General features: G+C 52.8%; 11 protein-coding genes and 2 pseudogenes. 7 read left to right on the top strand and 6 right to left on the bottom strand.

Annotation, left to right across the window (positions count from 1 at the left end):
- Positions 1–95 precede the first annotated feature (95 nt).
- Entirely contained in the window at positions 96–4,709 is a 4,614-nt protein-coding gene (locus HTIA_RS15995; RefSeq protein WP_020931435.1) for a UvrD-helicase domain-containing protein, read from the top strand.
- 190 nt (positions 4,710–4,899) lie between these two features.
- Here the strand turns inward: HTIA_RS15995 and HTIA_RS13920 are convergent, their stop codons facing one another.
- The 3 genes from HTIA_RS13920 to HTIA_RS13910 all read right to left on the bottom strand — a co-directional run bounded on the left by HTIA_RS13920 (position 4,900) and on the right by HTIA_RS13910 (position 11,167).
- Entirely contained in the window at positions 4,900–7,191 is a 2,292-nt protein-coding gene (locus tag HTIA_RS13920) for a DUF5797 family protein (protein ID WP_020931434.1), read from the bottom strand.
- 184 nt (positions 7,192–7,375) lie between these two features.
- The gene (locus HTIA_RS13915; protein ID WP_206772041.1) at positions 7,376–9,985 is read right to left on the bottom strand and encodes a DEAD/DEAH box helicase; all 2,610 of its coding nucleotides are present in this window, start codon (positions 9,983–9,985) and stop codon (positions 7,376–7,378) included.
- A gap of 333 nt (positions 9,986–10,318) precedes the next feature.
- Complete coding sequence (locus HTIA_RS13910) at positions 10,319–11,167, bottom strand: hypothetical protein (protein ID WP_008528521.1); 849 nt, start codon at positions 11,165–11,167, stop codon at positions 10,319–10,321.
- Between the two features lie 165 nt (positions 11,168–11,332).
- On the opposite strand from HTIA_RS13910, the gene HTIA_RS13905 reads away from it, so the two are divergent.
- The 6 genes and pseudogenes from HTIA_RS13905 (at position 11,333) to HTIA_RS13860 (ending at position 20,489) form a co-directional block, all read left to right on the top strand.
- On the top strand, positions 11,333–13,102 hold the full coding sequence (locus HTIA_RS13905; protein WP_021029589.1) for a DEAD/DEAH box helicase: 1,770 nt from the start codon (positions 11,333–11,335) through the stop codon (positions 13,100–13,102).
- On the top strand, positions 13,099–16,386 hold the full coding sequence (locus HTIA_RS16475) for a hypothetical protein (RefSeq protein WP_020931433.1): 3,288 nt from the start codon (positions 13,099–13,101) through the stop codon (positions 16,384–16,386). The genes HTIA_RS13905 and HTIA_RS16475 overlap by 4 nt, the downstream gene beginning before the upstream one ends.
- 266 nt (positions 16,387–16,652) lie before the next feature.
- On the top strand, positions 16,653–17,405 hold the full coding sequence (locus HTIA_RS13875; RefSeq protein ID WP_158413130.1) for a restriction endonuclease: 753 nt from the start codon (positions 16,653–16,655) through the stop codon (positions 17,403–17,405).
- A gap of 209 nt (positions 17,406–17,614) precedes the next feature.
- On the top strand, positions 17,615–18,298 hold the full coding sequence (locus HTIA_RS13870; protein WP_020931431.1) for a hypothetical protein: 684 nt from the start codon (positions 17,615–17,617) through the stop codon (positions 18,296–18,298).
- Positions 18,299–18,523: 225 nt separating this feature from the next.
- Positions 18,524–19,594 carry a hypothetical protein gene (locus tag HTIA_RS13865; protein ID WP_008528529.1) on the top strand — a complete coding sequence of 357 codons (1,071 nt, stop codon included), beginning with the start codon at positions 18,524–18,526 and terminating at the stop codon, positions 19,592–19,594.
- 208 nt (positions 19,595–19,802) lie between these two features.
- A pseudogene (locus HTIA_RS13860) lies at positions 19,803–20,489 on the top strand (SOS response-associated peptidase).
- 200 nt (positions 20,490–20,689) lie between these two features.
- On the opposite strand, the gene HTIA_RS13855 reads toward HTIA_RS13860, so the two are convergent.
- The 3 genes and pseudogenes from HTIA_RS13855 to HTIA_RS13850 all read right to left on the bottom strand — a co-directional run bounded on the left by HTIA_RS13855 (position 20,690) and on the right by HTIA_RS13850 (position 23,336).
- Positions 20,690–22,078 (bottom strand): hypothetical protein, encoded by a 1,389-nt coding sequence (locus HTIA_RS13855; protein WP_008528530.1) that lies wholly within the window; start codon positions 22,076–22,078, stop codon positions 20,690–20,692.
- Positions 22,079–22,100: 22 nt separating this feature from the next.
- On the bottom strand, positions 22,101–22,223 hold the full coding sequence (locus HTIA_RS17320) for a hypothetical protein (protein WP_008528531.1): 123 nt from the start codon (positions 22,221–22,223) through the stop codon (positions 22,101–22,103).
- 31 nt (positions 22,224–22,254) lie between these two features.
- Positions 22,255–23,336: pseudogene (locus tag HTIA_RS13850) on the bottom strand (Cdc6/Cdc18 family protein).
- Between the last annotated feature and the right edge of the window lie 263 nt (positions 23,337–23,599).

The following is a 23,599-nucleotide window of genomic DNA, read 5'->3' as shown; positions in this document are numbered from 1 at the left end:
TTCTTTCGGTTTCAATTCCACAGTGATTTAGAAAACTTACTTCGTGAGCGGTTATCTATCGTTGAATATGCAATCTACTCTAACATTATTGATATATGATAGAAATAGCTATTGGCGGGATCATCAGCATCTCACTGGGGTGGGGGGCATTCTCAACGTATCAAGCTATTCGGAAAGACAGCGAATCTAATTCACCTAGTGATACAGATGTAAAATCTCCCACAGATGCTGACGAAGCCACTGATCTTGTCGATTCCAGGGAGGATGCGGACCCCGTTCCTAATGAGATTAGTCAATTTCTCCAGACATCTCATGATAGGTTAGACGTTGCGCGGCAACGACGGGATGAAGGAAAGAAGGAGGAAGCATATGTAGAGATTGAGCGAGCAGAAAAAGCGTTGTATGATGCCCGGAGAGAATATGATAAACTCATAGAATCAAGTGGTGACAATCCTTCTACAAACGAGAGCTCTATCAAATCAATCTCGGACAAATTACGTGAAATTGCCGACCGGATTTACGACGAACGGCTTAATCTCCCTCCGCGCAATTTAGACGCGTCCATAAGTAATGAGGTGCCGACAGACTCTGAAGAAAACCTGAAAGCAGGATCTACTCAGCAAACGGGAGGGCACGCCCTGGATATCACTCAGAGTATTGACAAAACAGAGTCGCTGCTTAAGCATGGCCATTCAGATGCCGATCCCGTTGATATCCAGCAGTTTCTACTCAAACTTGAAAATCACCGAGATGAGTTAACAGCACAGATGGGTGAGCTTCCAGGCGATTCACCAGAGTATGAGGCGGCTGAAAGCCTTTGTGACAAGATTGAACAGGAGTATACAGCTGAAGTGGGCTCAATAACAAAAAGAGCTTCTGCCGCCATTGAACCTGTCCGGACAGCTACGGAGACGTACGTTCGATCACATGGCGAACCCTCGGCTGATAGATTTGATGCCCTCAAAAGCCGCCATAGCGAAATCAAATCACAATACTCTTGGATACGTCATGTCAACTGTTCTTTGATATCGACATCGGAGGTTGTCAAAGGGGTACAGGCAGTAGAAGAGCAGTTAGATCAACTTGAAAAAGTGTTCGATACCGGGAGTCGAATCAGAGCTGCGTTTCGAACTCGTCGAGAAAACGTTTTAAGCAAGAAATTACGTGAGACATGGCTACGTCAACGAGAAGATCTCCTTGCAGATGCACTTACACTTATTGTGAATGGAGAAAATCAACTATTTGAGACCATCCTTACAGAACAATTTGGCTCACGAAACCAGGTAATTGATAACGTGCTCAACGGCTGGAATGGCCCCTCAGTTGGAGTTCTTGACAGCGAGTCTACTATTGTTTGTCCTGCTTGCGGGACCGTCTCTTCAAATGTCCCACGATACGTTTCCCACCGTACCACCTCAGACATATGTAGATCTAAAATAATCATTCCGGAATACTGTGAAAATCGCTCCGGCAACACTGCTGAGGCGGTTTTGGCAGTGGAACCTGATGATCTTCGTCATAGTCTCGAAGAAATCTGGACATCAACTCAAGATGTGATTGATGAAGTTCGATCTGAGGCACAACAGCGTGGGCTCGATGCGATTTGTGAAACTACCGATCAGGTTGAAAGGGAACTTCAGATTATCTCTTCACTCTTTGAATCCCAACTTGATTACCACGAACTTCGTAATCATCTTGATACTGACGAAGCAGCGCGTCTGTTTTCCTCACTAAGGGATGATCGAACGGCGATTGAATCGGTATCATTCTTGCCGATTGAGAATCCCTCGATGAAGAAGTCAAAGAAATGTGAACTTTTAGTTGAAGAATTGCGGGGTCAACTCCTTTGTCTGTCCCTCATCACAGAAGTAGTAGAGAGCTCACTCAGTCACGAGGTTACTATCGAGGATACAGAGGCTGCGATAAATTCCGTTGAGCGACTTAGCTCCCAGACGAAGCCGAGTATGATTCGCTCAGAGTATCGTGCAGTTCTCAAAGCTATATATGGTGTTCTCACTCAGAATCGACTTGCGATGGTTGAGTCGGCTGTATCTGAGTTTGCCGATGCGACAGACACTGTCCTGCCATCCCCGAATCAGGATAGCAACAACCGAGCTGAGTACAACCGCTATCTTCCAACTCACACCCATGCGGAATATCAAGCTGATCTTAACTCTGTCGAGGGAGAACTTCAAGAGATAGGCGACCCCATCGACAAAGACCTGTTTCTTGCTGAGAGAACTGACAGCGGTATCGGGTCGCCCACACTGCAAAAACGGTTTGAAAGGCTTCGAGAAAGCATTTCTTGGTATCGACAGCTGCTTGATTCCCGCCAGCAATACAATCGGGCCTTTGTTGAAAACCAATCAGTTGCTTGCGACACCTTGTTTAGTGAGATCGGATCAAATAATTTTGTACTTGATGAGGACCAGCGGCGGGCTGTCATTCGAAATGACACATATAATCAGGTGATTGCCGCAGCAGGAACCGGTAAAACATTGACGTTAACGACGCGTGTCCAATATCTCGTACAAGAACTCGGTGTCGATCCTAACCGAATCCTCTTATTGACCTTTGGCAAGGATGCTGCTGACGAGATGAAAGAACGGCTTGGCGAGCATTTCGACATTACGAATGTAGCAGTAAGCACTGTCCATGGATATGGATATGAGATCTTAGAAGAGACCAAAGAAACGATGCCAGCGGTGTTTGATGGAACTGATTTCGATAACTTCGTTGATGACGCTTTGACGGGGAATTTAGATCCGGTACCGGATGACTTCGTCACGCATTTTGAACGGTATCTAACTGTTCGAAATGACGATGAGGCCGTGGAAAGTGAATTCGCCGAGAAGGAGGCGTACTATGAGGCCAAGCGAAAGCAGCGATACAAAACATTGGACAACGAGACTGTAAAATCGGTTGCAGAACGTCGGATTGCGAACTTCTTGTTTCGACATCAGATCAAGTATCGGTACGAGGATCGTGCTTCATGGGTTGAATCGGATGAACATCATGAAGTATACAGACCAGACTTTTATCTCCCAGAATACAATATTTATATCGAACATTGGGGTGTCGATGAACGAGGAGAGGTGGCCCCTTGGTTCAGTCAAACTTCGGCTGAGTATCGCGAGTCAGCGAGATGGAAGCGGCAGCAATTTACACAGAATGATGAACAGACGCTTATTGAAACGCATGAATTCGAACATACCCAGGACCGTCTCGAAGTGATTTTGCGCGCACGACTTGAATCACACGGGGTTTTGTTAGACCGTCTTTCATATACCGAACTCGTCGAAGCAACGTTCGATCGATACGAACAGAAGCGTATCAAACAAGAACTGAAGCAATTTATCGATCTCGCAAAGACGTTTCGATTAGAGGCCGCGGACATTCGCACATCGATTGACCACCTTTCTTCTCGCAGACATGCTTTTGGGGAAGCTGGAGTCGCGCTGTTAGAACGGTATGAAGACCACCTTGACGCCACGGGTCAGATCGACTACACGGACATGGTTAATGGGGGACTCAACGCACTTGATACTGATCTAATAGAAGACGATCACCGGTTCGACCATGTGTTGGTCGATGAGTTTCAAGACCTCGCCGATAACCAACTTGCGTTAATCGATCGGATGACTGGTCCTGATAGCGCTCGACTCTTCTGTGTCGGTGATGATTGGCAAAGTATTTTCTCATTTAGAGGTGCAGACGTGAACAGATTCGTTGAGTTCGAAGAAACCTTCGGTGATGTCACTCGAACACGCCTGAAAGAAAATTACCGGTGCCCAGAAACGGTCGTCACTGCTGGAAACGATCTCATCGAAATAAATGACCAACAGATAGACAAACGCGTGAATTCGAACTCAGGGGTTGATACCACCCCACTGCTGCACGAACTTGATGGGTCGGACTATATTGGATATGAGTATCAGCTCCGTGATTACGTTCGAGAACTCGTTGAATCATACTTAGAGAAGGGGGCTTCACCGGAAGACATTATGATTCTCTGCCGGTACGAGGCCGGTTCATATCTCGATATAATCAGAGAGGGACTTCGATCGCTGGATAATCATGGTTATATTCCGAATAAAGTATCGGAAAATATATCTATTAACACGATTCACAAAGCAAAGGGCCGGGAAGCGCGCCACGTCATTCTTGTCCATGCAGTAGAAGGGGACCTAGGATTCCCTGCTGTTGATCATAGTACCAATCTACTTGCTCCAGTTCAACCCATGTCAGTTGATTCTCTTGCCGAAGAACGACGCTTATTTTACGTTTCTATGACTCGAAGTTCCGGAACACTCGACATTATCACACGCTCTGGGAAAGAATCTCGATTCATCACTGAGATCAGGCCCCATCTGGAATCAGCTTGGAATGGAAACTCAATTGCGGAGATGCGAGGCGAGGAGACTCGGACAAGTATAACAGCGAAAGCGCGAAAATTAAAGGCAAACTCGCACCCCACGATGCGTCAAAGTGGTGTATTGGAAGACCCGACAGGCGCAGTACGGTTTATCACGTGGGCAGATGGCGGCCAGAAACTTCTCGACCAGATGCAGTACTATGAGTTCCAAGGCATATATGCTTCTAATTATGAGGGTAACCCACAACTAGAAATAAAATCAGATACAATCATCCAACAAATTGAGCCGCCGGACGTACCGACAAGCGATATTGAACCTCAGACCCTGGATTGATCTTTCCCGAAGGAAGCGGCCATAGATTACTGAAGATTAAGATTGTACTGCGGGATATACTGTCGGTTGTATTAGTATAGTCTGCAAGGGGGTGAAATGTAACCTGCCTTGGCCACTGACCAACTCAAATCGAATACACCTGGCTAGAGAGACGTCAGCGAGACCTCGCCAACACAATTAGGAGGGGACGCTACAATCCTGTTGTGACTAGTTTCCTGGCCTCGTCTGTCGGTTGAAGCATATGGTCCTCGTCGCGTTGATAGTATCTCGCAAGTTCGGATTCGAGGTATGCATGGATTTCAGAACCAGTCTTCACTCCCCAGGCCTCAGCTAATTCACCATTTGATGTCGGTGCTAACTCGACAAGATCAGCGAGGCGGTCTAGCGCTTGATCAGATAGGTCATGTTCGGGCTGTGGATCCTGATACTCGATGAGAGTCTCAAGTAGCGCAGCTTCCTGCCGAAGTTCGCTATCGATGGCGCTTGCTGTTTCGTCGATGTATGTTTGAATCGTACGGAACTGCTCTCGATATTGCTCTGTGATACGAAGTTGTTCAGAGTCCCGTTCCCACTGCCCGCTTCGTGGACTGTTCATCGGCTTCCAGTCGTCTTCACCGCATACAGCGGTGAGCCAGTTTTGAAGCGTACTGGCATATCGGGCGAGACACACTGCTTTTCTGATGCCACTTGTCTCGAAGTACTCCGGCGACTCAATATCGGCAGAGACTTGAACTCGATCGGATTCGATAGTGCCGTCGATTTCTTCCCAACTCGCAACGAGATCCATTGACCTGGATGGGGCACCGTCGAGACGCAACAATATGACTCCGCCCCGGGTTTCGCCGTCGGTTGTCGGCGACGGAAACAACGTTGAGACGGACATGATTTTACCAGCCGATCGATCGGCGTTGGGACTTCCGTAGATGGCGTCAATACCGACATCCCCGTCCAGTTCCAGCTGGAGGTCGAACACCAGCGGTGTGACCATGTACTCGAATTCGTCGTCAAGTCGCTGCTCGAACTCCGTTGCAGAGTGGACGAAGTAATGATTTGCACCTCGGATCTTCGACAGCGATTCTGCCAGATCGGGGTTTTCGTCGAGTCCCATACCGACGAACGTCGTGTGAATACCGCGCGCGGCTGCCTCCTCAACCGTCGCAGTGATAGTGTTCTGCCCGGTGGCACCAGTATTCGGCATCATATCCGTCAAGAATACGATTCGATTTTCAACTTGCGCCGCATCAGAATCTTCGTACTCACTGAGAAGATCAATAGCGGTTTCGAGGCCGGCACTCATATTCGTTCCACCGCCTGCCGTCACATCCCGAATGTGACCACGGATAGCGTCCATATCTGTCTCTCCGACGAGAGAGACCGGTTTGGCGACGTGGTCCTGTGAGTTGTAGAGGACGACTCCAAGCCGGTCGTCTGCCTCAAGGTGTGTGGTGAGAGCAGCCAGAGATTCTGTCGCAGCAGCCATCTTGGTCTCACTCGAGGGAGCGTCTACTGATCGCCGTTGCCCGGATCTGTCGTAGTAGTACTGATCGAACTGGCTCCCCATCGATCCAGAGACGTCGAGAACGGCGACGAGGTTGAGCTGGCGGCGTTCGAACTCTTCGACGCCGATAGTTGAATTGAGGCCGACAGTCAGGTAGTGTTCGGTTCGATCTGTGAGGGGATGACTGGTTACTGCCGTGCTGTACGATGGATAGAAGAGACTGTCTTTGCTATCCCGGTTATCGCCCGTGTCGAAGTAGTAGTCGTAAAACAGCCCCTCCGTCGTAAGCGCCTCTTCGCCAGGAAGATATCCCTCAGAGATATTGTCTCGGAAGTTATCAACGTCTTTCGCCCCACCAGTAGCCATCCCAATCGATTCTGACGCGTCGGCCGCAGGCGACTCCATAACGGCCGTCTCGTTGACGTGTTCTTCGAGTGGTCTACCGCCCTGCTCGATGTATCGCTCTAATTCGCCTTCGGGGATTGATAGTGAACACTCAGTACATCGATATTGGTGCTGAGGAGTGTGCGGACCCCGATTTGACCCTCGTGGTCGCCAATCGTCCCTGTCCGAGAGACGATGTAGTTCTGCCTCCTCGGTAATCACGAGATGTGAGTCTTCCCATCCTTGCTGGCTGAGTGCTTCACGGACCGTTGTTGGAGGCGATTCGACTCCGGGTTCGAAGGTCAAATCCGAGCCACATTCAGGGCAGTCATGGGATGAGGCTTTCTCAAACTGATTCGGGAAAGCTGTTCGAGCGTTGAAGTCAGGGTCAATGCCAAGTCCGTTTTCAATGCGATATGTGCCCTCGTTCGCTAATGTGTTCACTCGGTCATCAACTCCTGCCACGACGAATTGATTTCCTTCGCTGTCTTCGACTTCAAACAGCGCAACGCCGGGTGGTGAGTCAGTACGGCCCAGTATAGAAACATTGATTTCCGAAAGGTATTGACCGTGAGTGATATCGGAGGTAGTACTTACCATCTCCTAAAGTGGCTGCTCCACTTGTTTATAATGAGGGGAAGAGAGCAGCGTTCAAAATCACGCTCAACTCGTTGGCGGTCGTCGCCCATCCACACGGGGCTGGCACGACTTGATGGAGAGGTTCAGGTTGAAGGTGGTGCTGTGATCGGATTTGACACAAATTGAAGCAGCGATAGTGTCTTCCTCATAGTAGCTCGTCAAGTTCCGTATCATCAACGGTTCCTAGCACTGAATCAGCATCGGCACTGGTGTATTCGAATTCGTTCGGATTGATGACGCCGAGGAAGACTGCTTTCCCGTCTTCCATCATCAACGCGTGGTTTGCGTCGTTCACGATCACGGTCCCGCCCCCTTTCCGCTCGTAGACTATCGATGCGATGTCTTCAACTGTCTCGTGGCGGATATAGCGCCGGCCGTCAGCGGATTTTTCAAATGGTTGGCCGTCAGCGTCAACACTGAACCGATAGCCGTCTCGCGGACCAGGATACGATCCCCCTACTGAGAGGTCGGCGGTATCTGGGACTGGTCGCTGCGTATTTGGGTCGGGGAGTTCCTCTTCAGTCGCCTTCCGTACGCACTTCCAGAACGGTGTCTCTGGGTCCCAATCGCCGGCCTCCCAGTCACCTGCTGGATCCCACGTCAGGTGTGTGACGTCCGCAGTCGAGAGCTGCTTGTCCCAGTCGTAGTCCCTGAATATCTTCTCATCGACCGTATTTCGCGCATACAGCACGAATAGCTCTGATGTATTAGAAGGGTCGCCTCCGGTGCGAAGTACGCGGCCGAGTGTCTGAATTCGTTGTCGGACACTGCCTGACGATACACGAACGATGCCGACGTCAGCACTCGGCACGTCCACCCCTTCAATGAGTGCTTTAACGCTGAGCATGACGTTAGCAAAGCCATCGTCATCGAACCAGTCCACTGCGAAATCGTTCCAAGCGTTTCTCCGGTGACCGGAGTGGTACATTACTGGCCGATAGCTCGGGTCGAAGAACAAATCCTCTAACGCTTGGTCAGCCTTTTTTAGACCAGGATATTGTTCGTAGAGCTGTTGGCGGTCTCCGTATTCTGTGGCGACGTCACCGGTTCGATAATTCTTGCCACGTAACTCTGCTGACGCCACCATGCGTTCGAGTTGTTTGATTCGCTCCTGGAAGACGATCGCTTTCTTCGACTCAGTCACGGTCTGTCTGAGCAGCGACAGCGAAATTGCCTGTCGGCCAATTGCGTCAGCCACCAATTCTCGTCGTTCCTGCGTATACCGGAAGAAGTCCGAGATTGCTGGCGTTGGACCATCGATCGAGTCAGCGATCGTCTGTAGTTTGTGTGCAAAGTTCCCATTCAGGTCGTAAATCTGGTTTCCGTATCTCGTTTCGATGTCAGAGACCGCATCGCTGACGTTCTCACTCAGCCTATTATAGGTCGTCCGCTCTGCGTCGGTTAGCTCGAATCCAACGTACCGTACCTTGAATTCCGGGATTAGGTTTCGAGAAATCCCTTCATCATAGGACAGTTCGTAATAGATCTCCCCAAGTTCGGACAAGAGTAATTCGTCGCTCTCTGACCGTTCTTCATCACCAGGATCGGAGAGCGGCGTCGCTGAAAGGCCGAGTGACGCTGTTCGCGGATATTCGAAGACATTCGAGAAGGTTTCCCCTGAGTATCGGTGACATTCGTCAGCCACCAAGAGATGATTTTCTGCGTTGGCGACGGCGAGCGTGTCCCTGAGAAAGTCGTCCTTCACGGCAGAATTGACGATGCTGACCAAAACCCGAAAGTCGTCCTCAAACCGGTCTTTATGGCCACTGCCGGCCCAACCGACATCATCGGCCGGGACGTTGAGTTTCTCGACGAGTTCCTCTAACCACTGGCGCATGAGTACCTTCGTCGGGACGAGAATCGTCACAACACCCTTGGGATGTTCGTCAAGCCACCGACGGATCACTTCAAGCGCCATTACCGTTTTTCCGGCCCCAGTGACCACTCTCGCAATCCCTTGCTCGGGTTCACGGCTTTCAGTTCCCTTTGGAGGATCGAACCACTGCTGGGCCGCTTCCTGTTGCCAGTCGTACAGCTCGAAATCGGTTGGGAACGAATAGGTGGTTCCGTCCATCCCGGCCCAGCGTTCGAAGTCGGCACGCGACAACCCAGCCCCAGCCGAGGATTTGATTCGGTATGCGTCCGCTTCGTCATCTGCACTCGCGATCCGCTCGAGAACGCTCGTTGATAGACCAGCTAAACTATCACCTGTGAACGACGGGAACTGTTCGCAGATCTGATCTCGTAGTTGCCCGCGTTTATTTTCGGCTTCAATATATTTCTCAGCGCGCCGGATCGTCGGCTGTGAGACATCGTTCTCGTAGGCCGTCGTCTTGAGGTAGTCCCGTCGGAACGTATCAAAGAGTTGTCGGTGTCGGCCATGGCCACCAGACTCCCGGTAAATGTAGTACTTCGCCAGGTCTCGCTTTACCGTGTTGGAGGGTGGTTCAATGTGTGCACCTTCTTGTTTGAGCCACCGTTCGAATGTCGGGAGTAGGTCGGCATTCCGGAACCTGTCTCGCCATCGGTCTGTCGGATCTGTCGCCACATACCCGTCGTCCGTTTTCCGTGCTGCCCCAAGGTTTGTGAGCAGCGTCGGGAATCCGCGACTCTTCTGGTCGTTGAATTCGTAATCGTACTCGTTCACAAGTCGCTGTTCAATCTCGCCACTATCGAGTGGGCGGTCACTGTACACCAGAATACGATGGATTGCCCGCAGTCCGTCGATTCCTTCGGGAAAACCACCCTCGATCACCCAGGCGCGCTTGATCGCATACCAGAGGAACGTCTCGAAGTCAATTCCGCCGTTGTGCCAATCACGACCGAACTGCCAGACGGTAATCGTGCCGTCTGCTTGTTGACGGAGGATACCCAGTTGGACATACGTCGAGACGATACGCTGCATATACGCTGCTGAGTAACAACCTCCGTCGTTGGGTTTCTGTAGTTGTTCCCGGGCCTGTTCGACGAACTGCGATTTTGACAACTCTCCGTCTGAGTCAATGGCAAGTTCGACGAACGTTTCACTACGAACCTTCGTTCGTTCGACGCCGAATAGTGGTGGTGGAAAGCGTCGGGCCACACGAGGTCACCAGTCCTCTGGATCGTCCCTTGGCTTCGTCTCCGTCGTGCTGTCGAATCGATGTTCGCTTGGGTCAATGTCCTTGGTCGGTCCAAGCGAACCGGACCACGAATTCAGCTCTGCGCGTTCTTCCGCAGACAATGAATCGGTGAGCGAACGTGGCTCATTCACCTCAATCGGAACCGTATCGAGTGATCCAACGTAGACCGGAAGGCGTTCGACGCCACGCTCTCGTCTGAGTATGATAATATTCTTTATCACGCGTGGGAGTTCATGGAGCTGCTCTTTGGTCGCTTCTGGATTCGGGGGATCTTCCACTAATGTTATGACGTCATTCCACGGTGTCACTCTGAAAGATCCACCAGTCGGCTTGAGTCGCTGAAGCCTCGTCAGGACGTCGTTCGGTAGTTCCGTATTGACTGGATGGCGTTTGTGCGTCTGCGGATGGTGCCACCAGGCACTATCTTCACTAAACGAGAACTTCGCGCCATCGTAAACGCTAGGCCAGAGGTCTCCTGAAGAGAGTCCGTCAGGCTGGATGTCCACACTGAATTCAGTCTCCTCTTCCGGGACGAGTTTACCTGAGAGCGAGATGTCCCCGACATAGATCTGTTCATACTCATCGCCATCTTCGACGCGAGTGATGACAGCATTATCTTCGGTGATTCTGATTCGACCGCCGAGTCGTTTCAGCGAGAGGAGATCCTCGACGAGCTCGTCGGGTGTCGGTTCGACGTAGAGACGTTCAGTCCCGTTATAGACTTGCCACCATACGTCGCCGCTCGGGTTTGTTTGGAGGCGATAGCCCCGATAGTAACTCGGCCATTCGTCTCCAGGGTTGGGCGAAGGGTTCATTTGGAAACCACAGTTGTCGTAACTCTTCGATACCGAAAGTAGACTTAAGAGTGTGTTGGGACATACGTCCTCTTAAAATTACATTTTACAATCATTTACAGGAAGAATTGGTAGAGGGTATTGAACCGCTGATTATAACTTGGATGAAACACACAGGTTAGTAACATGGCAACAAGGGGACAAGGCGAATCTCAACCTACAATAAACTGGTCTATTGACGATCCCCCCTCTCTCGAATCTTTCACAGAGACTAGCGCTACATCCCATATTCAAACACTCCAAGCCCACAGATTTGGTGCCACACAAAGCGAACAGGAACTACTCGCCTTAGAGGAAGTCAAGGATAAGGTCAAACTCCTCGACCACCAGCTCTCAGCCGCTCACCGGGCAATCACAAACATGGGACGTGGGCTGCTGTTCGCCGACGAAGTTGGGCTCGGGAAAACCATCGAAATCGGAATGGTGCTCAAAGAACTCGACTTACGAGATACCCGAGACTCCTTCCTCGTCCTCACACCCGCACAACTCGCACCACAGTGGCAACAGGAACTCGACGACAAATTCGGACTTGACTTCGTCTGTAACTATGACGACGAATTCCAGGGGTTCGACGCTCACGATAGAATCGTCGCCAGTGTGGACACCGCGAAAAGCAGCCGATACAAAGAAGAGGTTTTAAGCCGTCGCTGGGACGCTCTCGTCCTTGACGAAGCCCACTACGTCCGCAATGAGGACACTAAGCGGTACTCTCTTATCGAACAAATCGAATACGAGGAAGCATTCTTTGCCACCGCAACTCCCATCCAAAACGATATTACAGACCTCTACAACATCACGAATCTCATCCGCCCAGGCTTGCTCGGGACATCCACCGAATTTGAAGACCGGTACGTCGCAGACGGAGATGACACCCAGATCAAGAATGCCGATGCCCTCCAACGGAAGCTCGACCGTGTGATGATTCGCAACCGGCGTGAGGAGACTGATATCGACTTCACGAACCGAGATGTCCGAACGAACACGTTTGAGCCGACAACCGCCGAAGAAGAGCTCTACGACACTGTCACTAACTACGTCCGATCCAATTATTCCAGCGAGGACGCGAAACATCTCGTGCTTTTACTCCTCCAAAAGGAGGTCGTGAGCAGCCCAAGTGCGGTGCTGGGAACAGTCAATAAGTGGCTCGACGGAGAGGGATCGACAACCGTCTCGAACCGTGAACGAGACCATTTACATGAGATCAAAGAAGCTGCCAGCGAAATCTCAGATACCACCAAACAGCAGCGGCTTCGTGAGATCGTCACGACGATTCACGACCAACTCGACACTACGCGCGTTGTCGTGTTCACACAATTTCGGGAAACCCAGAAAGAAGTCGCCGAAAGCGTCCGGAAACTCGACCAACCAGTCCACGTCGTAAACGGCGACTGTTCGAGTACCGAGAAGGAAGCGATCGTCGCAGACTTCGAAGCTGAGGGTGGTGTCCTGGTAGCTACTGACTCGATCAGCGAAGGGCGGAACATGCAGTTCTGTAATGTGATGGTGAACTACGATCTCCCCTGGAATCCGATGAAGGTCGAACAACGGATCGGCCGAATCGATCGGATCGGGCAAGAACGTGATGTCCACGTGTTCAATCTCGCATTAGCCGATACAGTCGAGGAACACGTACTGGAGAAACTATACGGGAAAATCAATCTCTTCACACAGTCGATCGGTGGGCTACGTGAGATCCTCTCCCGGATGGAGAAATCCGGGGCAGACTTCGAACGGGAAGTCTTCGAACGGGTTCGCACGGCTGACAGCCGTGTGGAACTGGAGAATAACTTCGAGGAAATGGCTGTTGACCTCGAAGAGAACAAGGAAGCCGCCGAGAAAATGAGCGAATTCAACAAGGGCGTCTTCGATAGCTTCGAGTTCGGTGACGACTCGTGAACTCAATCGACACGAGTGTCCTGAATCGCGTGAGCATCAAACGACTCACCGAAGCAGTCATCGAATCCAACGGTGGCTCTGTGGACCGATCCACGTCAGACCGCTGGGAAGCAACGCTCCCGCCCAGCCTCTCCACTGTCTCTACGAGTAACAGCACCAACCAATCCGGAGAGACGGGCAACGACACCCTGGACGCGATCGCGGCCGGTATCGAAGACAAGACCCCATCGACAACGCAACCGAAGACAACTCTCGTTTTCGACACCGAGGACATGGATCCCGGAGCCGGCGATATCGTCGTTCGACCCGGCACGACATTCTTTAACTCTCTCCTAGAAACAGCCCGGGACGGTGACCATGTCGGATACGTACATCTCGGGCCTTCGAACCTCCAGATGCACACCCCACCGGTATTCGACAGACTTGACACCGAAATCACTACTGACGGTTTCAACGCCGGCGAGAGAGAGAACGCAGCCGCGTTCCACTACCACGTCCAGATGGATTGCGTTCAATCTTACCATCGGGAACGATTTGAGACCATCACATTCGATATCGACAGCGGAGTACGACTTCCAGATCTCACTGACCGATTCGTCGCGCACTTCGACACACTCGCTACAGACGCTGACTCAGAGCAACACGACCCGGTTGATCTCTCGGTGGATCGAGCCGAACAGCTCTACAACAAGGCGGTTGAGGCGCTAAAAGAGCGGATCCAGCCGGACACTGAGGAACTCGGAACGGAAGCCAGCACGGCAGCTAGCGAGCGCGAAGCAGAAATTCAGGAACTCTATGAGCAACGACGCCAAGAGCTTGACGCGGAACTTGAGGCACAACGTCAGAAAATCCGGAAGTGGAAGCGGAAAGCCCGCAGCGCTCAATACGAAAAGACCCGCAAGGAGTATCTCTCGAACAAACGCGACGCCGAACGAGAGCTTGAGGACCTCAAACCTACGGTTGCCGAGCGGAAAGAGACACTCCGCACAGAAGAACAAGAGCAGATCTCGAAAACGCAAGCGCGACACGCCGTCGATATCGATGTTGTTGCTGTCGGCACGACGATTATTACCTACGATGTCGGCGAGCTGTCGGTCAAAGTCCGAGATGGAGACCGTATTGGCGAAACTACTATTGAATATACGCCAGCGAACAATACTTTCGGCTCGTTCACCTGTTCGGACTGCGGGCGATCTTTCGAAGACGCAGGCTCACCGGTTGTCTGTGACGACGGGCATGTAATCTGCCAAGAGTGTCGAAAGGAATGTGATGGCTGTGGTGTGCTCGTTTGTGGAGAGACCGCTGACGCGTTTCCCGCCTGCGAGTACTGTGGTACTGTGGAATGTCCTGACTGTCATACATCATGCAGCACCTGTGGCCGCAGCGTCTGTGCAGCCCACCGAAAACAATGCTCGACCGACGACGAGCCGGTGTGCTCGCTCTGTGGTGGTCAGTGTGAAACCTGTGATCGATTCCACTGTGACGATCATCTCACCGCCTGCACCGACGACAGTGCCCTCCACTGCCCTGACCACGTAAGTGACTGCGACGCCTGTGCTGGACCTACCTGTGATGACCACTTAGGACAGTGTGCGGTTTGTGACGGCGGGTTTTGCACCACCGACCGCGTCCCAGCAATCAATATCGGGGGTGATCTTTGTCCGGACCACGCCAGCTACTGCTCGCACTGTGATGGCTATCACACGTCCGACAACGTCCAATCGTGCCATGTGTGCGGCAGCGACGCTTGCGCCGACCACACTTCTCTCTGTGCGATCGGCGAGAATCCTGTCTGCGATACCCATACGAAAACCTGTGAGACGTGTCGCGACACCGTCTGTACTGACCACGCCGCCGAATGCGCGCACTGCGACGGGTGTCACTGTACGGACCACACGGTTGTCTGCGACATCTGTAATGACACAATCGGCTCAGATCACGCCACCGAATGTACCGACTGCGGCGACATCGTCTGTCCAGCTCACGTCGAGACTTGCGCAGACTGCGGCGACCAATTCTGCACCAACCACACCACCACGTGTGTAGACTGCGGTGAGCAGTTCTGCTACGACGATCTCACGAACTGCGCAGAGTGCCACAACTGGACGTGTGACGACCACAGTACTACGTGCAGCGAATGCGGAGAGCAACACTGCTCGTCACACTCAACAACCTGTGCCGAATGCGGAGACACTCGCTGCATCACGCATGCAACCGAGTGCCTGCACTGCGGGGACGACTACTGTCCAATCCATCTCGACGCCTGCGATCACTGCGACGACCCAATATGCTCGACCCACCGGAACGACTGTACCGCCTGCGACACAACGGTCTGCCCCGACCACGCCCGCGACTGTACACACTGTGGGGAAACGTTCTGTGTTGACGATATCGTTGAATGCGCACACTGCGAACAACCGTACTGTGATACAGACGCCCTGACTTGTGACACCTGTGGCAACGCGGTCTGCCCATCACATGCAAGCCAATGTGGCGACTGCGGTTCCGTCACCTGTCCGGATGACATCACGAAATGCACCGTCTGTAACGCCTCTGGTTATTGCCCCGACCATATCGCTCAGTGCTACGACTGCGGGGAAGCCTTCTGTGCTGACCATCTCCTTGATTGCGCCGGCTGCGATGACCTCATCTGTGAAGCAGACGCCGTTCACTGTACTGATTGCGACCAGCCGTTCGCTGCCAGCCATACCGAGGCGTGTACAGCCTGCGGCGAACCAGTCTGTGAAGGCGACCAGATCACCTGTGCTGCATGTGGCGAACCCCGGTGTAGCGACCACGCAGTCCCCTGTGCAGAAGACGGCGAGCTGTTCTGCGAGCGCCACCTGGATTACTGTGCACACTGCGCTAGCAAACCGGAGGAGCCGCCTGCAAAGCGGTGCCCAGAGCACCTCAACAGGTGCATTGTCGGCGACGAGCAACTCTGTGACAAACACACTATCACAGCCCCAATCAGCCAGCAACCTATCTGTGAGAAGCACGCCGAGACCTGCGAACTCTGTGAGCAGCGCTACGCGCCGCGCTTAATAGAGGACGGCCGCTGCGAGACATGCGCCTCGATCGGAGAGACGACTCACTCCATTCCGGACGATCTCGTAGACGAGTTCCGATCGGTTCGCGGCGCATCGAACCGCGCGTATCTCATCGTGTATGGGAAACACCTGCTCAAAGCTAACCAGATCGTCGTCGTCAATCGAGCGACTAATGAGGTCGTGCATCGGCGAAAAGTCGGTTTCATCGATCGACTCCGCGGGGTGTTCAAATGAGTCAACAGCAACAGTCACAGCCTCAGTGGTATCAACCAGGATCGATCACCGAGTCCATTCGACGCGCAATCGAATACGATGCGATTACAACCGAGCTAATCGTGGATGTCCTCGCAACGCACGAACTCGACGCGCCCCGTGACCGGGTCACAACTCTCGTCAAAAACGCTCGCGATCAACTCCCCGACAACACTGAGACAGCGTCGTCTACTACCGACACGGGCCCACTACGAACCTCGCCGTCACGGATTGTGTCTGCCGCAGACATGGCATATCTGAACGCTCATGATTTCGCCCGGATCCTTGGAGCCACTCTCTCCCGCTATGAGGGAAGCTTCCAGACACCAGAAGCCGTTGACGACGCCGACGTGGATCTCTTTTGGAACCGCCAGCACACGACCGTCGCTATCAAAACTGCGCCCACCGACTCGGGGACCACCCGCGGCAGTGACATCGTGCACACCGTCGCTGAGGGGAACACCACTCCGGCGACGGGTCGCGGTGCCTCATCGACTGTGATCGTTTCCAACTCATCGTTCACCGATGACGCTCACGAAGTAGCAGAGACCAAAGAGATCACACTTATCGAGCAACCGACACTCGACCAGTGGTTTACTGACGTTCAACTCTCCCACGATGTTCTCGGCACAATCGTTGAACAACATGACCTAACCCAGGAGGAATACGACGACATCCTCAACGACCTTCCACCACTCCCGTCTACCCTTCAGGAGATCGACCCACTGGATCGGCAGCCACCGACTATCGAACCAGCAGTGAGTACACGGAACCGAGAATTCACCCACGAAACTTCCGCCGAGCCGACCGGGTCAAATACGTCCCAAAACAACCAATCGTCGGAGTCTGACTCGACGACCGAAGACAGTACTGAATCAGCACTAGATACTGCCCCAGAAGAACACGGCGAGCATGGCGTTTTGTACGCGGATCCAGATGAAGACGGTGATGTCGACGCATTCGATCGCTTTGCAGCTAATCTCACGGAGGACTCAGAATGACACTTACATTCGAACAAACCCCGACAAAGGTACCGATTAGCGAGGATCAAGCCGTCTCAGTCGCACCGGGCCAACCGTGGCCGTCCGCGTACCGTGGTTCACAATACAGCCTCGTCAGCGACGACGACTTTGGCGACGACGTTGTTCTGAAATGGGAACAACGCGATCTCTCCATCCACGCGGATCCGCCCAGTGACCTCTGGACCGCTATGAACACAGCCGGGAAAGAAGATGGATACGGGAGTTTCCGCGTCACCGCCCAGGGAGAAGTCCTAACGAAAGTCAAAGCCGACAACTACGCGAACATCGATCAGGCCCCCGTTTCCACCGGCTGGATCCCGGCCTATCTTGGCAAACTCAATGGCGCACTCGATTTCGGCTCCGTCGATACTGATCCAGACCCACCGGAAAACGGGATCGCAATCTGGCAGGGCTTCCCGTTCAAACACGGCGAACGGTGGGCAGTCAGCCACGATGATCAACTCATCTGGAAATGGCGTGACTATCGATTCACCTCAATTTTCGACCACTCCGAACTCATAGCCGCGTACGACGAGTACCGCCCGAATCCCGGCCGGCTCTATGTCACTGAACACGGTCACATCTGGATCAACGTCCCACACAACGACGTCACACAAGCCAAACGCAGCGAAGTTCAACAAGCGATCTCCTCCTGGAAACAACGCGCCGAAACCAACGACAATACAAGTACACTCCGCCTCGTCAACCGCCGACTCGTTGCCACAAGCCAGTCAGACGACCCCGCAGACGGCCACCTCCCAATCCACATCGGCCACCTCCGTGACTTCGACGATGGTCTCGTTCCCCGACCAGTCGTTGACGACGACGAATACTTCCTCAAAGTTGGCCAATACGAGGAAGTCTGGGAGTAGGCCTTACGAACGATTGCTGTTCCACGAACGACAATCTCACATTCACTATTTACGATTTCAAGCTATCCTCTCAGAGGAGTTCATAAACAAATTTACTGATCTTGTGTGGTCGTAGATAGTGAAATGATGTTTGTCGAATATTTAGGCGTATCGTCTGTCATTATCCATGGTATTCTAAGGAAGTAACCAGTACATCCTTGATGCCTGAAGTTTTCACCTATCGTAATGAGTGGTGGCAGATCAAAACTATCTGCGAAAGAGCGGATAGGGTACGAGGTGTTCTTCTTTACCGCAGTTTACGGACTCTACAACGTCTTCTTCGCCAATCCGGTACTTGTCGACGGTATTGTCTTCACCTTCTTATTCGGGTCTCTTTTCGTTAGATATCATCTCGTGGTCTCCGACGAGGATCTGTCGGACTCGACCGTCGCAAGGTGGACTGGAACAGGGATGTTCGTCGTAGCTGTAGCAATTCCATCCCATCTCGGATTTAGGACTCTCAACAACATGGTGCAAGGCATTGGAACTGAGTTTAATCAGTATCTTGTTCTAGTAGGGTCAGCGATTTTTGCAGTCATGCTGTTTGCCGTGTTCAACTACAGAGTGTTTCGTGATGATGCACAGCGTCAGGAAACGTACAAGGAGAAGGCCGGGGAGGACAGCCCGACAGGTTTGATCGCTGATACGGGAATATTTCTAGAGCAGCAAACACAGAAAGGAAACTATGAGACAGACATAAAGAACTCTCTTGATATTGATGAAACGAGACGGTTGATACGTAAGACTCGTAAAGGCGAAATCACGTCAAGAGAACGCGATCAACTTTATCAGAAGATTAAGAAACAGCGGGACGCTGGGCATATCTTCGTTGTCGGGTTTCATGTGTTAGTATCGGTCGCTCTCCTGCTGGTTTTCACGGCCTTAGTTGAGGCGTTAACTACGATTGAAGCGATTGAGACGCTCGGTCTGATTCTCTTAGTTACCGGTGTTTACTATTCGTTTCTGCTGCTTCACACTCGATTCGGTTTACGGAAGAATGTCACCCGGACACTTCCGAAGATGCCGATGGAATTACTTCTCTGTATCTTTGCTGTCTTCGCCAGCTTGTCCAACGCCAACGTAATCGGCGGTGAGGGGATTATTATCACTGTTCCGTTCACTCTCTATTTGTTATCGAACTGGGGCGGCGTAATCAGTCAAAAGATGGTCCTCGGCGTAATGAAGTACTTCGTCGACACCCCTGACGATGAATACAAGGACGTAGTTCGAGAAGTTCTACAGGACGAGTCATCGTGAAGATGTGCTTTCGTCTAACGGTTACGTGTCGTGGTACCTTGCCTTGATCTGTGTCACATCGTCGTATTGTGATTTTATGTGATGGTTGTACTGACTGCGTTAACCAATAAACTCGACCCACAGTGGCGAATAATGCTTAAGACTCACACGCCAGCATTCAGGTTTCTTCACGACCACGTTGAAGATGCTTCACTTCAAATTCTTCAGTATGTGTGGCCGAAACTCGCTCTTTATCGATCAAGCAGACCTCGAGGCCCGCTTCGATGCCGATGTCGTCGTTGACGGCGGGTACACACCCTGATACAACATCGCGCCTGGCGACGACCTCCACATCATGACGAACGAGGCTCAAGACGAGATCGACGCCTACCACTGGGGGCTGATTCCGTTCTGGGCGGATGAACCCGAGGAGGGCATCATCAACGCTCGCTCCGAGACTGCCGACGAGAAACGCGTCTTCGAGCAGGCGTGGGAATCACGTCCCTGCCTCGTCCCCTCGTCAGGATTCTACGAGTGGAAATCGCCGAACGGCGGGTCGAAACAGCCCTATCGGATTTACCGGGAAGACGACCCCGCATTCGCGATGGCCGGGCTCTGGGACGTCTGGGAGGGCAACGACGAGACGATCTCGTGCGTCACGATTCTCACGACGGAGCCGAACGACCTGATGAACTCAATCCACGACCGGATGCCGGTCGTCCTCCCGAGGGACGCGGAATCGGACTGGCTTGCCGCAGATTCGGACACCCGCAAGGAACTGTGCCAGCCGTACCCGAAAGACGATCTGGACGCCTACGAAATCTCGACGCGGGTCAACAACCCCGGCAACGACGATCCCCAGGTCATCGAGCCGCTGGACCACGAGCAATCGGGTCTCGGCGAGTTCAGTTCCTGACGGATGACGGGGTCACGGTCACTGCATCGGCGACGCAGTTACCGAATCGACGAGCGAGTACTCTCGATCCTGATGGTATCTTTTGCCATGAGGAGATTGTCGAGATGCTCACGCTCGGTCCAATCCAATTGTGCTTTCTGCTGAGAGAGCATCACGTACTCTGCGACGATGTCCCCTCTGTTACCAGACTATCACCCATCCTAATCATCTGATTCTGTGTCAGATGGCCATGTTGGGTCCTCTGGGCGGGGTATCTCCTCTACCAAGCCCTTCTCGAACTTCGAAGCTCTCCAGGCTATCACGTTCTCCTTCCGCTGGACGTACTTTTCGTCAGTATCCAGCCAGCGGGCAATATCCCCGTAACTGTGGCCAGCACAGAGCAGCACCATCACAGCGAAATCGAAGCGGTCGAGATTGCTCTCGTTCGCATCGGCATCAATACGGTCAAGGAACGCCTTTGAGGCATCACCGACGAACTCCATCAGTATCTCATACAGCACCTCGTTATCAAATCCTTCAAACGTGAATCCTTCCGTGATGTTGTTCCCGGGGTCACTCTCTTCGGTATCCCAGCGAATCTTTTCAAGGGCCGCTTGTTCACAGTCGTGAAGTCTCGACAGGCGCTCTGGATACTCCTGTTCCCAAGTCGTGATTGTGTCGGCTACTGCCTCAGATTGAGCGTGTTCGATATAGGGATCACACCCACGCTTAGCGATGACTGACTCGATGTTCTTTCCTGAGATCGTCAGTAGCACGGACGCACATCGATCAGTTTTCTCGAGAATCTGTGCGACTTCACGACGCGATTCGAGTTCGTCAAGACCTGCACGTTTCTGCGCGTCGTGGACGAGGTTGTTTCTGCGTTTTTTGACCTCGACAAGTGATCCGTGGTCACCCTCGGTCAGTATTTGGATATCACAGAGTTTCTCTAATCGCTTAGCATGCCCCATACTTCGAACGTGCTCTGTGATGCTGTCGAGACGACCTTCCTCGCGAAAGAGCTCGTTGAGGACCGTTTCTGTCGTCAACTCTTCGATGAGTGCCGAGGCAAGGAGTAGATACGAAAAGAATGACCGCTCAACGTCGCTATCAATCTCGTCGGTAGACCGGAGTTTTTCAGCGATTTCAGCACGCTGTTCGAGATAATACTCGAGGACGTTGTCTGAGTGCCCGACGAGAGAGTTTTGGCGTTCTACGTAGGCAACTTGGAGGAGTAATTCCTTCTCGAAAGGGGTGCTTTCACTCAGCTCCCCGCACTTCTGGAGCGAAGCTGTGGGGAGATGGCGGGTCAAATAATCGATGTCGTCGTAGACGAGCGGCGTATTCGTCGGGCAATTGTCTACGATTGACTGAAAGTCGTCGTTGTCAGCGAGCTCGCTGAGTGCAGCACGTATCTCGTCGACGCTAAGTTCCCGGACATCTTCTGACAGGTCTGATTCTTCACCGACCGGAACGACGCGGTACGACGCATCTCCAACAATGACTACCGGTCCTTCTAGATCGAGAACCTGATATTCCCCGATAGGGCTCAGAGAGACTGTCTCTGCGTCTATTGCGAACGATAAGTCGAGATCAGTATTGTCGCCCACGCGTCAAAAACTACAAAAGGCTCTATTCGACCTGGGCTTCGTACTCGTCCCAAAGCGTGTCGATGTCCGTACCGGTCTCCTCAGAGATATGGCGCAGCAACTGTGCCCTGTTCTCGAACCGACGGAGCTGGCCCTTTGCGCTCATAGTAGGACATAATCGCTCCTATAGTAATAAATCACTGGGGTACAATTTTCCGATCCACAAAACACGACCTATCAGCTCTATAATCACCCTGCTCAGCGAGTGTGGGAGATGGCTGGTCGATGGCTGGTATTCCCGATCTCGGCTGGATCCGTCTGCTTCGAGGTGGTTGTATTGAGTCGTCTTAGACAGATACGCCCGTACAGTCCGCTTCGTTCGCGGATCATCGACGTCCTCGGAATAGTGCTCGTAGATCTCGCTCGGCCCGACCGGGCCGTGCTCGTGAACGACGTCGTAGACGACGCGCTGGTGCGGCGTGAGCGAGTCGAGGCTCTTCTGCTTGATCTGGGCCCGAGCATCCTCGGTGGCGTCCAGGAGGATGTCGTCGGTGATTCGTTCGTGGTTCTCGCGATCGGCCTTGCCGGCGGCCGTTCGGAGGATGCCAATTGCGAGGCGAGCGTCGCCGGCGGCCGCGTCGGCGATCCGGTAGAGCTGGTCGTCAGTGATGACGTCCTCATCGAGTCCCCACTTCGCCCGCGCACTCAGAATGTCGTACAGCTGCTCGTCGTGGTACTTGTCCATCCGGACGTGTTCGCTGGAGCGCAGGCGGCTCACGAGGCGGTCGTCGACGCGGCTGAACAGCTCCTCTTCCTTGTTGGCGATACAGATGATCGCGAACTGAGGGAGGCTGTGGAGGTCGTAGATGACGCTGGGGTCTTCGAGCTGGTCGACCTCGTCAAGGATGCGATGGTTCGCGGGCCGTCATGTTGCTGGAGGCGATCGACGAGTTCGTCGTGGGGCGTCGACTGCCGGTGGATGTCGATGGTCGCTCCGAGGTCTTCGAGGATCTGGTAGAGCGTCCGAAATCGGGTGTAGTTGCGCCAGCAGTTGACGTAGGTGGTTTCGACGTCGAGGACCTCTTCCCGAAGTCGTTCCGTGACGAATTGCGAGATGCACGTCTTGCGGCGCCGCTGGGTCCAGTGACGATGGCCGTGTCGGCGGGTTCCCCGTTTGTGATGGGCTCTAGAACGCTAGAAAGGTGGTTGACTTCGGCGTCGCGATGCTCACTTCTCGAGGGACGAACCCGGCGCGGAGAACGCGAGCATCGCGGATCATCTTTGCGTGATAGACTGGTTTCTGGCTAGTACTAAAAACGTGACCGGGTTGCTTCCGGAAACAATTCAATTAGTCCTCTCCGACCTGTGGAAATTCCTGTGCTGTAACGCGGTTCGGTTTTTGGAATACCAAGTTTTCCGGGAATTTCAGAATTCGGTCATGAGCAGGAGCGTGTGAAGTCCGAATTTTCCAGTCATCGACATTCAATCCAGCTAAACTAACCGATATTAGAGGGCGAGGTTGGCTCCCTCGTGATCGGGTTA

Source organism: Halorhabdus tiamatea SARL4B, assembly GCF_000470655.1.
GTDB classification, from domain to species: Archaea; Halobacteriota; Halobacteria; order Halobacteriales; family Haloarculaceae; genus Halorhabdus; species Halorhabdus tiamatea.
This window is presented reverse-complemented; position numbering and strand designations above follow the sequence as displayed.